The sequence below is a fragment of the Streptomyces sp. NBC_00557 genome (assembly GCF_036345995.1).
GTDB lineage: Bacteria > Actinomycetota > Actinomycetes > Streptomycetales > Streptomycetaceae > Streptomyces.
In genome coordinates, this window is sequence record NZ_CP107796.1 from 7,399,802 (window position 1) to 7,414,921 (window position 15,120).

Genomic DNA, 15,120 nt, shown 5'->3' on the forward strand with positions numbered 1-15,120 from the left:
GCCGGTGATCAGAGCCGGTACGGCTTGGCGCGCCGGCGCAGATACCAGGCCGTGGCGACGATCCCGGTGCCCACGACGGCGGCGCCGACGCCCAGCGTCAGCGGGCCGTGGTCCCGGGCGGCTCCGGCCAGACCGCTCAGCACGCCCCGGGCGGGCGCCGGCGAGGCCGACGAGGCCGTCTTCGGCGCCGGGCGGGAGGAGACGGTCACCGCCTGGCTGCCCGCCGCGCTGCCGTCGGAGCACACCACGAGCACGGTGTACGTCCCCGGTCTCACCCCCTTCCAGGCCGCGGACTGACGCTCTGCCGTGCCCGCCAGCGCCGCCTGCCGGCCCTCGGCCAAGGTGCTCTGCTTGCCGGTGAGCAGGGCCGCCGTGCCCCAGTTGCCGTTGGTCTCGGAGCATGCGCTGGTGACCACCGAGACGGTGGATCCGGTGGTGCTGACGGAGATGCCCGGGGCCGCGGCGGACGGCCCGGCGAGGGCGACCGGGAGCACGACGGCGGCCGCCAGGGCGGGGCCGGAGCGGAGGAGGTGGTGCGAGGTGTGCATGGGCTGGCCTTTCGGGGGGCGCGGTCGGCGGGACGTCCGCCGCGCCGCCGGGGGCCGGGAAACGTCCGTGCTGCCTGGTCAGCAGCCAACGCGGGTCCCCGTGCGCGCGCACCCGGGAGGCGGCCGGGCGGGTGGCCGTGTCCTCCGGCCGGCGCAGGGGGGCGCCTGGGCGTGTGCCCGGGACGGGGCCGGGGGCGCCTCGCTGCGTGCAGGACGCCGTGCCGTGCGGTGGCGGGTGCGGCTCGCCTGCGGCTGATCGCGCGGTTCCCCGCGCCCCTTCGGGGCGGCTGCCCTCAGCGGGTGCGGGAAGCGTGGCTCTGTCAGCCGGCTGTCGTCACCGCCCGCTGCGGGGTCCAGCCGCCCCATGTGCCGTCGGGGAGCCTGGCCCGGAGCCGTACGCGGTGGTGCTCTCCCGCGGTGCGGCCGGCGTAGAAGCTGTAGGCCGAGCGGCCGCGCGGGGGAGTGCCGCCCCAGACCAGGGAGGTCGTCGCGGTGCCGTCCAGCCGGATCTGGTACTCGGTGATGACGCCGTCCGTGCGCGGCGGGTCCCAGGCCAGGTCGATGTAGTACGCCCCGCCGGAGCGGTGCGTGTGCGCGGTGAAGCCGGTGGGCGCGGTGTCCCGGCCGTCGTCGGCGCCCGGTGTGGTGAGGCGCACCGGCGCGCTCGCGGGGGAGAGGTTGCCGGCGGCGTCCCGGGCCCGCACCGTGAAGACGTACGCGGTGCCGGGACGCAGCCCGGTGACCACGGCCGCGGTCTGGTCCCCGCCCACGCTGTGGATCTCCGTCCCGCCCTGCCGGATCTCGTACGACACCACGCCCCGGTCGTCGCGGGACGCGCCCCACGACAGCTGGACCTCCCGGGCGCCGAGCACCCGCCCGGCGGGATCGGCGGGCCGGGCCGGCGCCGAGCGGTCCGCCGCCGCCAGGGCCGGTGTCCGTGCGCGGACCGCACGGCTCGGCGGGCCGAGCCGCCCTTCGGCGTCCCGGGCGCGCACGGTGAAGGAGTACAGGGTGGACGGCCTGAGCCTGGTGACGTCCACCATGTGCTGCGAACCCGGCACCTCCTCCGCCTTCGTGGTGCCGCGATAGACCTCGTAGACGCGGATCCGCGTGCTGTCCGGCACCGCGTCCCACATCACGTGCACGCTGGTGGCGCTGCCCGCCTGCGCGGTGACCCCGGCCGGCGCGCCGGGCGCCCGCCCTTCGTCGCCCTCGCCGGCCCCGCCCCAGCCGCAGGCCGCGACCAGCAGCAGGACCCAGCAGACCGGCACGAGCGGCCAGGGAACGCGTCGCACGGCTCTGCCTCCCGGGGACGGCGGCATCGGCACATCACGCAGAAGGGCCGTCACGTGAAGACGGTCACGCAAAGACCCGTCATGCAAAGACCCGTCACGCAAAGGTCCGGACCAATATGGCGGTGCCGGTGCGGCGAGGGCAAGAGGGCAGCGGTGGGGAGCCGCGCTGGTTCCTGTGGGTGACGCGTGCGGCTCCAGGCAGGTGACCGAGGACGGGCCAGGTGAGTGACCGCTGCGGGGCCCGCGTTGGTGACCGAGCCGGAAGGTTACGTATGCTGAGGCTCCCTACGGCTGAACTCCCCGCGCGAGCAGGGAAGTTCATGCCTGTGGCGCGGACACGCTGTCGTCGCCGATCCCGCGCCGACGCGGGCGGCCGGGGGATCCGGACCGGTATCGGCCCGGCCCCCGGCCCCTGCCGTCACCGTCGCCGCCGTCTGCTTGCCGCCGCCGCTCTCTGCGGGCGATGTCCCTCACGGGTGGTCAGAAGGTGCTCCATCCGGCCCCCTCGACGTGCGGCCGGGGCGTTCGCGGGTGCGGACCCGCACCAAAGTGTGCTCGACGTCCGGCCCCCAGGGGCCGGACGTCCGCCCCGTCCCCGACGAGAGGGTCCCTCATCGTGCTTGTCCCGTTGCTGACGCCGGCCATGATCGGCGCCGCGCTGCTCACCCCGGCCACGCTGCCCGACCCGGCCGTCGCCGCCCCGCCGCGGGCCCATCACGGGGCCCACAGCGAGGGCGCCGTGGCGGCCGGCGACCTGCTGGCCCGGCTGGGCGAGTGCCGCCGGATCTCGCACGGCCGGTACCGCACCGACGCGGGCGGCCCCGCGACCGTGCCCGTCTGCGACACCCGGGACGCCGTCTTCTGGCAGGCCGACCTGGACGTCGACTGCGACGGACGGCCCACCGCCCGCTGCAACCGGCGCACCGACCCGCAGTTCGCCGCCACGACCGCCTGTCAGCAGTCGGACGGCCGCCAGCTGAACGCCGCCGCCCTGCCCTACATCGTCGTCCCGGCCCGGAGCCGCATCTGGAACCCCGGCGCGCACGGCGTGCGGGGCGGTTCCGTCGCCGCCGTGATCTACCAGGACCGGGTGCAGTACGCCGTGGTCGGCGACACCGGTCCGCGCGACATCATCGGCGAGGCGTCCTACGCCACCGCCCGGGGCCTCGGCATCGGGGCCGACCCGCGCGTCGGCGGGACCCCCTCCGGCGTCACCTACGTCGTCTTCAAGAACTCCCGGGTGGCCCCCCTCCAGGACCACGCGGCGGCGGTGGCCGCGGGAACGCGCCTGGCCAGGCTGTTCGTCGCGAACAGATGACCGGCCGGCCCCACGGCCACCTCACACTTCGCGGCCACGTCGCCCCTCGGCACCGCCTCACCCCTCGCGGCCGCGTCACACCTTGCGGCCGCGTCACACCTTGCGGTAGCCGTACGCCTCCTTCGCCGCGGCCTCCACCGCGTCGAGATCGGCGCCCGCGGCGGCCGTGACCACCGCCGCGACGGCGCCCTCGACGAACGGGGCGTCCACCAGCCGGGTCCCGTCCGGCAGTTCGTCGCCCTCGGCGATCAGCGCCTTCACGGTGAGCACGGCACTGCCGAGATCGGTGAGCACCGCCACCCCGGCCCCCCGGTCGACCGAGGCCGCCGCGGCGGAGACCAGCTCCGCGCTGGTGCCGAGCCCACCGCCCTCGGTGCCGCCCGCCGGGGCCACCGGCACGGCGGGCGCCCCGCCCGCCAGGCCCTTGGCCAGTTCGGCGACCGAGGCGGCCACCTCCGCGCTGTGCGACACCAGCACGATCCCGACCACCTTCTCGTCGCTCACCGGCCGCCCTCCGCCGCCTCTTCCAGCGCGGCGACGAGCAGCGCCGAGGAGGTCGCGCCCGGATCCTGGTGGCCGATGCTGCGCTCGCCGAGATAACTGGCCCGGCCCTTGCGGGCCTGCAGCGGGGTGGTGGCCACCGCGCCCTCCTCGGCGGCGGCCCGCGCGGCCGCGAAGCCGTCGCCGAGCGCGTCCACGGCCGGCAGCAGGGCGTCGATCATGGTCTTGTCGCCGGGGGCGGCACCGCCGAGCGCCATCACCCCGTCCACGCCGGCGCGCAGCGCCTCGGCCAGCTGCTCCTCCCCGACCTCGGCGGCATCGCCCAGTGCCTTGCCGGTCCGGCGCAGCAGGGTGCCGTACAGCGGCCCGGACGCGCCGCCCACCGTGGAGATGAGCTGCCGCCCGGCCAGCACCAGGACCGCGCCGGGGGTGTCCGGCGCCTCCTTCTCCAGGGCGGTCCGCACGGCCGTGAAACCGCGCTGCAGATTGCTGCCGTGGTCGGCGTCGCCGATGGCGGAGTCGAGGGCGGTGAGCCGGTCCGCCTCGCGGTTCACGGACGCGGCGGTCGCCGCCATCCAACGGCGGAAGAAGTCGGCGTCGAGCACTGGATCTCCTTGCAGGGTAGGAAAGTTGGGCGCCGTGATACGGGATGTGGTCGCCTCGTCGGCCGTATCACATCCCCCACCGCAGCGCGGGCGTCCGCACCGGCGCGTCCCACAGGCGCAGCAGTTCCTCGTCGGCCTGGCAGAGCGTCACCGAGGCGCCCGCCATGTCCAGGGAGGTGACGTAGTTGCCGACGAGCGTGCGGGCCACCGCGACCCCGCGCTCGCGCAGCACCCGCTGCACCTCGGCGTTGAAGCCGTACAGCTCCAGCAGCGGGGTGGCGCCCATGCCGTTGACCAGCACGAGTACGGGGCTGCGCGGCGGCATGTCCTCCAGGATCGCGTTCACCGCGAAGTCGGCGATCTCCCCGGAGGTCATCATCGGCCGCCGCTCCCGGCCCGGCTCGCCGTGGATGCCGATGCCCAACTCCAGTTCGCCGTCCGGGAGATCGAAGGTGGGGGAGCCCTTCGACGGCGTCGTACAGGCGCTGAGCGCGACGCCGAAACTCCGGGAGCCCGCGTTCACCTGACGCCCGATCGACTCCACGCGCTCCAGGGGCTGTCCCTCGGCCGCGGCGGCGCCGGCGATCTTCTCCACGAACAGGGTGGCGCCGGTACCGCGCCGGCCGGCCGTGTACAGGCTGTCGGTGACCGCCACGTCGTCGTCGACGAGCACCTTGGCCACCTGGATGCCCTCGTCCTCGGCCAGTTCGGCCGCCATGTCGAAGTTGAGCACGTCGCCGGTGTAGTTCTTCACGACGAACAGCACGCCGGCGCCGCTGTCCACGGCCGCCGCGGCACGCACCATCTGGTCCGGCACCGGTGAGGTGAACACCTCTCCGGGGCAGGCGGCCGAGAGCATGCCGGGGCCGACGAACCCGCCGTGCAGCGGCTCGTGCCCCGACCCGCCACCGGAGACCAGCGCGACCTGCCCGGCCACCGGAGCGTCCCGGCGGACGATCACCCGGTGCTCCACGTCCACGGTCAGATCCGGATACGCCGCCGCCATCCCGCGCAGCGCGTCCGCCACGACGGTCTCCGGCACGTTGATCAGCATCCTCATGGGTGTCTCCTCGCGAGCTTAACACTAGGGCTCCTGACCTGCGTCTTCGCAGGTCACCGGCGGTCAGGGCGGCTTTCGCCGACTCGGTGTCGACTTGGCTGACGGGCCGTCAGGTCGCGTCGGCCGCCCGATGCGGCAGATCGCCTGTCCCGTCTATGGGCAGTATCGGCCTTGCGGCAGCGGAGGTCACCTGCGGCGCTGCGGCTGTTCGGCCCGGCATGTCAGGCTGCGCGGGTGAGGAGGTTCTGCGCGGAGTCGGACGCGGGCGACGAGCGCGTCGACCCGGCCCTCCGGCAGGGCCCGGGCCTCGTCCCGGTCCCGGCTCCGCGCCGGAGAGGTGAGGAGACGACCGAGAGCGGAGCCGGTGTGGCCGCCCGCGCCGGACACGGGCGGCCGCACGCTCTTTACTGGCAGGTGACGGTGACCGGCGCGCGGACGCTGTGCGGGGGCAGGGTGACCGTGAGCGTCCCGGTGGCGCTGTTCCAGTGGTAGCCGGACGCGGCCAGCCGGACGCCGGAGGCGGTGACCTTCGTGGGCGGGTGGGACATCCCCAGCAGGGACAGCGTCCACTGCCGGTTCTTCACCTGGCCGGGGAAGGAGCCCCGCGCCGGGCCGATCGACACGGTGTGGCGCGAGCCGCTGCGGCCGTACCGGATGGTGGTCGTGGCGCTGTGTCCCTTCTGCGTGGTGGTCCCGTCGTCCTCGTACAGGCGGTACGACCCCGGCGCGCCGGTGGCGACGGTCAGGGTGACGCCGGTCAGCTCGGTCCTGTCACTGGCGACGTCGTGGGTGCGGGCCGGCAGGATGCCGCCGGCCCTGACGAACACGGGCATGGTGTCCAGGCCCGTGGTGACGTCCTGGGTGGTGCCGCCCTGGTAGGTCCTGCCGGTGAAGTAGTCGGTCCACTGCCCGGGCGGGAACCACACCGAGGTGGTCGCGGTCGTCCCCGGCGTCGTCACCGGGGCGACCAGGACGTCCGGGCCGTAGAAGTACTCGCTGCCCGCCGTGGCGTACGCCTGGGCCTGCTCCGGATACTCCAGGTAGGTGGGGCGGACGATCGGCACGCCGGTGCGGTTCGCCTCCTCGGCCAGCGAGTAGGTGTACGGCACCAGGTTCTCGCGGAGGTTGAGGAACCGGTCGGCGGACCTGCGTGCCTCTGCGCCGTACTGCCAGGGCAGCCGGTCGCTGTGGTTGCTGTGCAGGCGGTCGACCGGCTGGAAGGCGCCGAACTGCACCCAGCGGGCGTACATGTCGTCGGGCAGCTTGTGCGTGGTGCGGGTCTGCCCGCCGTCGGTGTAGGTCTCCGAACCGGTCAGTCCCGTCGTGTCGTTGTGGCCGCCGATGTCGTGGGTGATGGCGGCCATGCCGGTCGCCGCTGACTCGCCCGGGGTGTAGCCGACCTCCAGTTTCAGGGCTCCCCAGGTGGAGGAGGTGTCTCCGGTGAAGTGCACGGTGGTGCGCTTGTCCGCCCAGGGGCCGGTCGGCAGCGCCTGCTGGCCGCTGTATCCGCCGGCCTGCAGGGAGCCGTAGGCACGCGAGAGGACGAAGCCGCGGCCGAGGGTCCTGCCGGGGAGCGTGGCGTACTGCTGGTTGATCCAGGCGTCCGGCGTCACGCCCGGCAGCGAGGACTGCGAGGAGTCGCAGCACCAGTCGAGCCACCAGAAGTCGTTGCCCTGCTCGTCCATGGTGCGGTGCAGGTCCAGATAGGCCTTGAGCTGGTCGGGGTCGCCGAAGTCGAAGGTGTAGCAGTTGTTCTCCACCGAGGCGCCCGCGGCGCAACCCCCCTTCGTCAGCTTGCCCTTGGCCGTGGCCTGCGCCTGGGCGAACTGGGGGTCGGAGGCGAGGATGCTCGGGTGCACGTTGAGTGTGTTGTGCAGCCCCTGCGCGGCCGACCAGTCGAAGAACCCCTTCGGATCGGGGAACTTGACCGGGTCCATCTCCCAGCCGCTCCAGTTGTTCACGGCCTTGAAGTCCGTGTCGGTCACCAGCACGTCCAGCGGGACGCCTTCGGACCGGAAGGCGGGGAGAATGGTGTTCTCGTAGTCGGCCGCGGTGCGGTCGATGTACTCCGAGTACCACACGCCGTACGCCCAGGAGGGCAGGAGCGCGGGCGGACCGGTCAGGGTGGCGAGGTCGGTGAGGCCCTGCTTGTAGTCGTGGCCGAAACCGAAGAGGTAGCCGTCCTGGTACGGCTCGCCGCCGTGCGAGGGACGCGGTGTCACCTTCTGCGCCGCGGTGTCGTACAGCGCCGACGGGGTGTCGTCCAGCAGGTACCAGCCGTCCTTGTGGAGCAGGCCGGGGGTGGTCGCGGGGGCGGCGCCGTTGCCGGTCACCCCGTCCAGGCCGCGGCGGTAGCCGCCGAGCGCGAGGTGCGGCTGCGGGGCCGCGGCGCCGGCGGGGGTCACGGAGACGGTGTCCAGGTTGACGTGGCAGCTCGTCGTGCCGGGGCAGCCGAGGGTGATGTCGTCCTCGCCCGCCTTCAGGGTCACCGGCACGGAGGCGGTCTGCCAGTCGTCCCAGTCCTTCGTCGCCGGCAGGGTCAGTGTGCCGGTGGTGCCGCCCGCGGTCACCGACGCGGTGCGGGTCTGGTGCAGGCCGTCGCCGCCGGTGCCGTTGGCGTAGCGCACCCGCAGGGTGTAGGTGCCGTCGGCGGGCACCCCGACCAGATGGGTGGTCAGGCCCGCTCCCTGGTTGAGCTCGGCCACGAAGCCGTTGCCCGCGTAGCCCTGGTGGTCGGTGGCGCTGGTCGCGGTGCCGGCGATCCGGCCGGCCTCCGCCTCGCAGCTCACCCCCAGCAGGCAGTCGGTGATCGCCGTGCGGGACACCGGCGGGTACGGCTCGCCGGGGTGCACCAGCGCGACGCTGTCGACGTTGACGTTCCCGCTGTCCGAGGCGCTGCGGGTCAGCGCGATCGTGTGGTGGCCCGCGCCGAGCGCGACGCTCGCGGTGGCGAGCTTCCAGGTGTCCCAGCTGCCCGTGGTGGGCAGGGTCACCGTCTGCCGGGCGCCGCCGTCGACCGACAGGGTCAGCGTCCGGGTCTCGTCCTTGCCGTCGCCGCCGACGGAGTTGGCGTACCGCAGGGCGAAGTCGTAGGTCCCCGCGTCCTTGACATCGATGTCGGCGGACGCCGAGCTGCCCATCGCCGTGAACCCCGCGGCGAAGCCGGCGCCGGTGTGGCCGGCGTGGTCGGAGGCCACGGACACGCCGTCGAGCCGGAGGTTCTCCGCCTCGCACAGCTCGCCCGGCCCGCAGGTCAGCCGCTGCCAGGGGGCGGCGGTCACCGGGGCGTCGCCCGCCTTCAGGCGCACCGAGAGGTTCCGGGCGTCGAACGGCCCCGAGCCGACCCGGTAGCGCAGGGTCAGCGCGCTCGTGGTGATGGTCAGCCAGCCGTCGGAGGTCTCGGCGGTGTAGGAGGCCGGGGCGAAGCCGTCGCGGCCTGTCGCGTTGAACGTGGGGTCGTCGGTGAACCGGTGGTCGCCCGCGTATTCGGTGCGGATCAGCGTCGGCGAGAGAACCTCGAAGCGGGCGTCGCCGGAGGTGACGGCCGGAACGCGGTGGCCCTGCCGCGCCTCGCCGGCCGCGGCGGGGCCGGCGCCCGCCGGCGTCATGGCGGCGGCCACGGCCAGCGCCGCGGCCGCGCCCAGCTGACGCCGCAGTGTTCCGCGCCGTCGTCTCCTCGAGGGGACTGTCATGTCAACTCCGTTCATTCATCGGTCGGTTGACTGGTGGCTGCCGTGCTGTCCGGGGCGTCGCAGGACGTCCCCGGCGCCGCCGCGGCACCAGAGGGCGGCTCAGGCCGTCAGGTGCGGAAAGCGGAACTCGGTGCGGCTGCGGTACTCCTGGCCCGGGCGCAGGACCGTGCTCGGGTACTCCGGCCGGTTCGGCGAGTCGGGGAAGTGCTGGGTCTCCAGGCACACGGCGCCATGGCGCTCGTAGCGTCCGGCGCCGGTTCCCGCGAGCGATCCGTCGAGGGCGTTGCCGGTGTACACCTGGATGCCCGGCTCGGTGGTCCACACCTCCATCCGCCGGCCGCTGCCGGGGTCGGCCAGGCGGGCGGCGCGGCGCAACGCGCCCGGGATCGCGGCGGGGGCGAGCACCCAGCAGTGGTCGTACCCGCCGGCCTCGGCCAGCTGCGGGTCCTCCTCGGCGATCCGGTCCCCGATCGGGCGGGCGGTACGGAAGTCGAAGGCGGTGCCCGCGGTGGGCGCGGGCGGGCCGAGCGGGATCGCCTCGGCGGTCACCGGCAGGTACGCGTCCGAGTCCAGCTGAAGGGTGTGACCGAGCACGTCGCCGTGGCCGGCGCCGGCGAGGTTGAAGTAGGAGTGGTTGGTGAGGTTCACCACGGTCGCGCGGTCGGTGCGGGCCCGGTACTCGACGGCGAGGGTGCCGCGGCGGTCCAGGCTGTAGGTGACCTCGACGTCGAGGGCGCCGGGAAAGCCCATGTCGCCGTCGGGGCTGCGCAGGCGCAGGCTCAGCGCGGCCGGCCCGGCGCCGCCGCCGGAGGCCGGGCCGCCCTTCCAGACCCGCCGGTGGAAGCCGTCGGGGCCGCCGTGCAGCGCGTGGCCGCGGTCGGTTGCGGGCACGCGATGGGTGTGTCCGTCGAGGGTGAACTCACCGCCGGCGATGCGGTTGGCGTACCGGCCGACGAGCGCGCCGAGGTAGGGATGGGCGGCGCGGTAGGCGGCCATGCCGGGCAGGCCGAGCACGATGTCGCCGACGTCACCGGCGGGGTCCGGCACCCGCAGGCCGGCCACGATGCCTCCGAAGGTGAGCACGTCCGCGCTGACGCCGCTGGGGGAGTCCAGCCGCCAGCGGTGCACCGCCGTGCCGTCGGGCGCGGTGCCGTACGGTGAGCCGGTCACGGTGCAGTGAGGTGTCGACATCCTCGTCCTCGGTCGTCGGAGGTGTACGGCGGCGCGCGGACGGTGTCCGGTCAGGCCCTGCGGACCGCGGTGGACTCGCGCACGATCAGCCGGTAGCCGGGCTGGATCAGGCGGGGCGCCGGCGGCGTGTCCGTTCCCCGGGCGGCGATGCGCTCCACCAGACAGTCGACGGCGAGGCGGGCGAGTCCGGCCTTGTCGGGTGCGACGGTGCTCAGCGAGACCGCTCCGAAGCGGCCCTCCTCGATGTCGTCGAAGCCGACGACCGCGATGTCGTCGGGCACCCGCAGTCCGCGTTCGACCAGGGTGCGCATGGCGCCGAGCGCGATCAGGTCGTTGTAGGCGAAGACGGCGTCGGGACGCTGGTCCCGGTCCAGCAGGAAGGCCATCGCGGCGGCGCCGTCGGCCCGGTCGTAGCCCTCGGTGGCCACCACCAGGGACTCGTCGGGGACCAGGCCGGCCGCGGTGATGGCCTCCCGCCAGCCGCGCAGGCGCAGGTGGGCGGGCTGGCGGGCGCTCTCGCGGCGCGCTCCGAGAAAGGCCACCCGGCGCCGGCCGAGGTCGAGCAGATGGCGCACCGCGATCCGGGCCGCGCCCACGTTGTCGATCATGATGTGGTCGTGCGGGCCCTCGTACTCGCGCTCGCCCAGCAGCACCATGGGCGGACCCTCGGGCCGGTCCAGCAGGTCCGTGTGCTCCAGCTGGATCGGGCTGAGGATCAGGCCGTCGATGACGTGCGAGCGGAAGCCCTGCGAGACCAGCAGCTCCCTCTCCCGAAGCCCGGCGGTGTGGTCGAGCAGCACCGTGAGGTCGTGCCGGGCGGCGGCGTCGATGACCGCCCCGGCCACCTCCGCGAAGTAGGGGTTGCCCAGTTCCGGAATGGCCAGGGTGATCAGACCGGTACGGCCCTTGCGCAGGTGACGCGCCGTCAGGTTGGGCCGGTAGCCCAGCTCGTCGATGGCACGCTGGACCCGCTCTCGGGTGCGGGGGGTCACGTGCGGGTAGTCGTTGACGACGTTCGAGACGGTCTTCACCGACACGCCGGCGCGCAGCGCGACGTCCTTCAGGCTGACGCCCACGGCGATCCTTTCTCGAAAAGGGGAGGGGTGGTTGCGGCCGTACGCCGGTCGGCCGTGCCGGGCCGGACGCGGCTGCTCATTCCAGCTGCTGGGTGCGGCTGAGCAGGGCCTGCATCAGGACTACCACGGCCAGAAAGGCGCCGTTGACCGTATCGGTGAAGGCGGAGCCGTACTGCGAGAAGTAGTGGTCGATGAGGTTGTGGATGACCGCGAGCAGCAGCACGCCGCCGACGGTTCCGCCGACCGAGCCGCTGCCTCCGGTGAGCAGGGTGCCGCCGATGACCACCGAGGCGATGGCGGTCAGTTCGTAGCCGACGCCGATCGTGGTCACACCGGAGCCCAGACGCGCGCCGCCGAGTGCGCCGGCCGCCGCGGCCAGGGTGCCCGAGAGCACGTAGACCAGCACCTTGGCGCGGGCCACCGGCAGCCCGAGCAGCAGTGCCGCGTTCTCGTTGCCGCCGATCGCGGTGAGGGTGGCGCCGAAGCCGGTCCGGGTCAGCAGCAGCGCGCCCAGGGCGAAGAAGACGGCCACGATCAGCACCGGGGTCCAGGTGCCCGCGCCGAGGGAGCGGAAAGCGGAGTGCTGCGGCACCAGATAGGTGGTCGCGCCCTCGTCGGTGACGGCCTGCATCAGGCCGCGCAGTCCGAGCAGCCCGACCAGGCTGACGATGAACGGGGCCATACGGGCCCGGGCGACGAGCAGTCCCTGCACGGCCCCCCAGGCGGCGCCGACGGCCAGGGGCAGCAGGATCGCCTGCCAGGTGCCGTGGGTGGAACCGTAGGCCCCGAGCACTCCGCCGAGCGCGTACATGGAGCCGACGGACAGGTCGATGCCGCCCGTGATGATGACGAAGGTCATGCCGAGGGCCAGCAGCCACACGAAGGCGTTGTTGCCCAGGATGCTGCTGACGTTGGACCAGGTCGGGAAGGTGGACGAGGTCGCGGAGGCGATGGCGACCACCAGCACCAGCACGGCCAGGGCGCCGCGCCGCTGGATCTGCGGGGCGATCCGCTCGCCGAGGGTGAGGCGCGGTGCGTCCGCTGCCGTCCGCGCGGCGGCCGGGACGGTGGAGGTCATCGGGTACCACGCTCCTGGGAGGCGTACACGGCGCAGCAGATGATGGCCGCCTCGACGATCTGGGTGTACGACGTGTGCACGTTGTGCTGGGTGAGCACCGCGGTGATCAGCTGCATGAACAGCGCTCCCGCGACGGTGCCGAGCACCCGCACCCGGCCCCCCGACAGCGGGGTGCCGCCGACGACGACCGCGGTGATGGCGTTGAGCTCCATGTTCAGGCCCTGGTTGGCCGGATCGGCCTCGGCGCCGTGGCCGACGATGAGCACACCGGCCAGCGCGGCCAGCACCCCCGAGACCACGTACACGGTGATCAGCACCCGCCGCACGGGGAGCCCGGACAGCCACGCGGCCTGCCGGTTGTCGCCGACGGCCACCAACTGCCTGCCGAAGGTGGTACGGCGCACCAGCAGACCGGTGAGCAGCGCGCACACCGCGGCGATCCACGCCATCTCGGGCAGCCCGCCGACGACGCGCGAGCCGAGGCCGAGGACGCCGGACTGGGTGACGGGCTTGGCGGAGTTGCCGTTGATGATCTCGGCCAGGCCCCGCACGCCGATCATCAGCGACAGGGTGGCCACGATGGGCTGGATGCGGGCGAACGCGACCATCGCGCCGCCGACGGCGCCCGAGGCCGCGCCGATCAGGAGGGCGACGAGGAGGACCCCGCCCAGTCCGTACCCGGCGTACAGCGGCACGACGGAGGCGGCCAGCGCGATGACGGCGCCGACCGACAGGTCGATGCCCTCGGTGCCGATGACCAGAGCCATGCCGAGCGCGACGAGCAGCGTGGGCGCGAGCTGGAAGAGCTGGACGCGGAGGTTGCTCATCTCGACGAACGACGTGTCCAGGCCGACGGCCACGAGGAACAGCACGATCAGGGCGGCGTAGACGCCGTACTCCTGCAACAGGCGCAACAGGCGGGCCCGGTCGGCCACCGGACCGCTCCACGCGAGAGACGTCATCGCTGCTTCTCCTCGACCGGTGCCGGTTCGGCCGCCGCGGCCCGGTCCGCGGCGGCCGCCTCATCGGCTGCGGGCGGCTCACTGGACGCATCCTCGCCCGCCGCGGGGCCGCCGGCTTCCTTCCCGGCGGCGGGTGCCCGGGCGGCTTCCTCCGACGCGGTGGCCAGCGTGCCGAGCAGGCCCTCCTCGGTGACCTCCCCCTCGGCCAGGTGCCCGACGACGTGGCCGTCCTTGAGGACCACCACACGGTCGGAGCCCTCGATCAGCTCCTCCAGGTCGGAGGAGATCAGCAGCACGCCGAGGCCGTCGCCGGCGAGTTCGTCGATCAGCGCCTGCACCTCGGTCTTGGCGCCGACGTCGATCCCCCGGGTCGGCTCGTCGAGCAGCAGCACCTTGGGGTTCAGGCACAGCCAGCGGGCGAGCAGCACCTTCTGCTGGTTGCCGCCGGACAGGTCACCCACCTTCTGCTCGGGGCCGGAGGCCTTGATCCGCAGCCGCTTCATGAAGAACGAGACGATCTCGTCCTGCCTGGCCTGCGAGACCAGGCCCGCGCGCGACAGGCGCGGCAGCGCGGCGAGCGAGATGTTCTCCCGCACCGACAGGTTGGGGATGATGCCCTCGAGCTTGCGGTCCTCGGGCAGCATCACCACGCCGTTGCGGATCGCGGCGGCGGGGCTGCGCCGGTGCAGCGTCCGCCCCTCGACGTCCACGGAGCCGCCCTCGGTGGCGAGCGCGCCGACGATCGCCTTGGCGGTCTCACTGCGGCCGGCCCCGAGCAGCCCGCCGAGGCCGACGACCTCGCCGGGACGGATGTCGACCGAGACGCCGTGCAGCCGGTGACGCACCGACAGGTCCCTTGCGCGCAGGGCGGGTTGGCCCTCGCGGCGGTCGTGGCGCTCGGTGTCGAAGGCGGTGCTGCCCTTGTCCCGTACGGCGGACATCTCCCTGCCGAGCATGAGGGAGACCAGCCGGAGCCGTTCCAGTCCGGCCATCGCACCGGTGTGCACGACCGCGCCGTCCCGCATCACGGTGACCCGGTCGCAGATCGCGTACAGCTCGTCGAGCCGGTGGCTGACGTAGACCACCGCGATGCCCTGCTCCTTCAGGCCGCGGATGACCGAGAAGAGCATGTCCACCTCGCGCGGCTCCAGCGAGGAGGTCGGCTCGTCCATGATCACCACCCGGGCGTCGATCTGCACCGCGCGGGCCAGGGCCACCATCTGCTGGGCGCCCAGGCCCAGGGTGCGCAGCGGGCGGGTGACGTCGACGTGCACGCCGTAGCGGCCGAGCACCCGGGTGGCCTCGCGGTTCATCCGGGCGACGTCCACGAGTCCGAAGCGGCGCGGCTCGCGGCCGAGGTACAGATTGCGCGCGACCGACATCAGGGGGACGAGGTTGACCTCCTGGTAGATGGTGGAGATGCCGGCCGCCTGGGCCTCCAGCGGGTTGCGGAAGGCGCGTGGGCGTCCCTCCAGCCGCACCGTGCCCGAGTCCGGCCGGTGGACGCCGGTCATCACCTTGATCAGAGTGGACTTGCCCGCGCCGTTCTCGCCGATGAGCGCGTGCACCTCGGCGGGGCGCAACGCGAAGTCCACGTCGCGCAGCGCGTGCACGCCGGCGAAGCTCTTGTTCACCCCGGTGACTTCCAGGACGAAGTCGCCCCGGGGATCCGGGTCCTGCTGGACCACGTCTGCCTCCTCATGCGGAACCGCCGGACGCGATGGCGTTGTTCGGCGGCCGGTGCCGCGGGCCCGGTGGCCGTGGGCCTGCCACGGCCACCGGACCTGGTGGCTC

At 73.8% G+C, this 15,120-nt stretch carries 12 protein-coding genes; 1 reads left to right on the forward strand and 11 read right to left on the reverse strand.

Features of this window, described 5'->3' with window-relative positions; translation table 11 throughout:
* Positions 1–8: 8 nt before the first annotated feature.
* Entirely contained in the window at positions 9–548 is a 540-nt protein-coding gene (locus OG956_RS32825; RefSeq protein WP_330341639.1) for a hypothetical protein, read from the reverse strand.
* 320 nt (positions 549–868) lie between these two features.
* Positions 869–1,843, reverse strand: coding sequence for a fibronectin type III domain-containing protein (locus OG956_RS32830; protein WP_330341640.1), 975 nt, complete (start codon positions 1,841–1,843; stop codon positions 869–871).
* 616 nt (positions 1,844–2,459) lie between these two features.
* On the opposite strand from OG956_RS32830, the gene OG956_RS32835 reads away from it, so the two are divergent.
* Positions 2,460–3,161 carry a glycoside hydrolase family 75 protein gene (locus OG956_RS32835; protein WP_330341641.1) on the forward strand — a complete coding sequence of 234 codons (702 nt, stop codon included), beginning with the start codon at positions 2,460–2,462 and terminating at the stop codon, positions 3,159–3,161.
* A gap of 93 nt (positions 3,162–3,254) precedes the next feature.
* Here the strand turns inward: OG956_RS32835 and OG956_RS32840 are convergent, their stop codons facing one another.
* From OG956_RS32840 to OG956_RS32880, 9 genes are all read right to left on the reverse strand, one after another.
* A complete protein-coding gene (locus tag OG956_RS32840; RefSeq protein ID WP_330341642.1) occupies positions 3,255–3,665 on the reverse strand; it encodes a PTS-dependent dihydroxyacetone kinase phosphotransferase subunit DhaM in 411 nt (136 codons plus the stop codon).
* The gene (gene dhaL / locus OG956_RS32845) at positions 3,662–4,267 is read right to left on the reverse strand and encodes a dihydroxyacetone kinase subunit DhaL (protein WP_330341643.1); all 606 of its coding nucleotides are present in this window, start codon (positions 4,265–4,267) and stop codon (positions 3,662–3,664) included. The genes OG956_RS32840 and dhaL overlap by 4 nt, the downstream gene beginning before the upstream one ends.
* Before the next feature lie 67 nt (positions 4,268–4,334).
* Positions 4,335–5,327: a dihydroxyacetone kinase subunit DhaK gene (dhaK, locus tag OG956_RS32850; RefSeq protein ID WP_330341644.1), complete on the reverse strand. Its 993-nt coding sequence runs from the start codon at positions 5,325–5,327 to the stop codon at positions 4,335–4,337.
* A 404-nt stretch (positions 5,328–5,731) separates the two neighbouring features.
* On the reverse strand, positions 5,732–8,935 hold the full coding sequence (locus tag OG956_RS32855; protein ID WP_330343009.1) for a TIM-barrel domain-containing protein: 3,204 nt from the start codon (positions 8,933–8,935) through the stop codon (positions 5,732–5,734).
* A gap of 183 nt (positions 8,936–9,118) precedes the next feature.
* The gene (locus OG956_RS32860) at positions 9,119–10,210 is read right to left on the reverse strand and encodes an aldose epimerase family protein (protein ID WP_330341645.1); all 1,092 of its coding nucleotides are present in this window, start codon (positions 10,208–10,210) and stop codon (positions 9,119–9,121) included.
* Positions 10,211–10,260: 50 nt separating this feature from the next.
* On the reverse strand, positions 10,261–11,286 hold the full coding sequence (locus OG956_RS32865; RefSeq protein ID WP_330341646.1) for a LacI family DNA-binding transcriptional regulator: 1,026 nt from the start codon (positions 11,284–11,286) through the stop codon (positions 10,261–10,263).
* A 76-nt stretch (positions 11,287–11,362) separates the two neighbouring features.
* Entirely contained in the window at positions 11,363–12,364 is a 1,002-nt protein-coding gene (locus OG956_RS32870; RefSeq protein ID WP_330341647.1) for an ABC transporter permease, read from the reverse strand.
* Complete coding sequence (locus OG956_RS32875; RefSeq protein ID WP_330341648.1) at positions 12,361–13,326, reverse strand: ABC transporter permease; 966 nt, start codon at positions 13,324–13,326, stop codon at positions 12,361–12,363. The genes OG956_RS32870 and OG956_RS32875 overlap by 4 nt, the downstream gene beginning before the upstream one ends.
* Complete coding sequence (locus OG956_RS32880) at positions 13,323–15,014, reverse strand: sugar ABC transporter ATP-binding protein (RefSeq protein WP_330341649.1); 1,692 nt, start codon at positions 15,012–15,014, stop codon at positions 13,323–13,325. The genes OG956_RS32875 and OG956_RS32880 overlap by 4 nt, the downstream gene beginning before the upstream one ends.
* Positions 15,015–15,120: the final 106 nt, after the last annotated feature.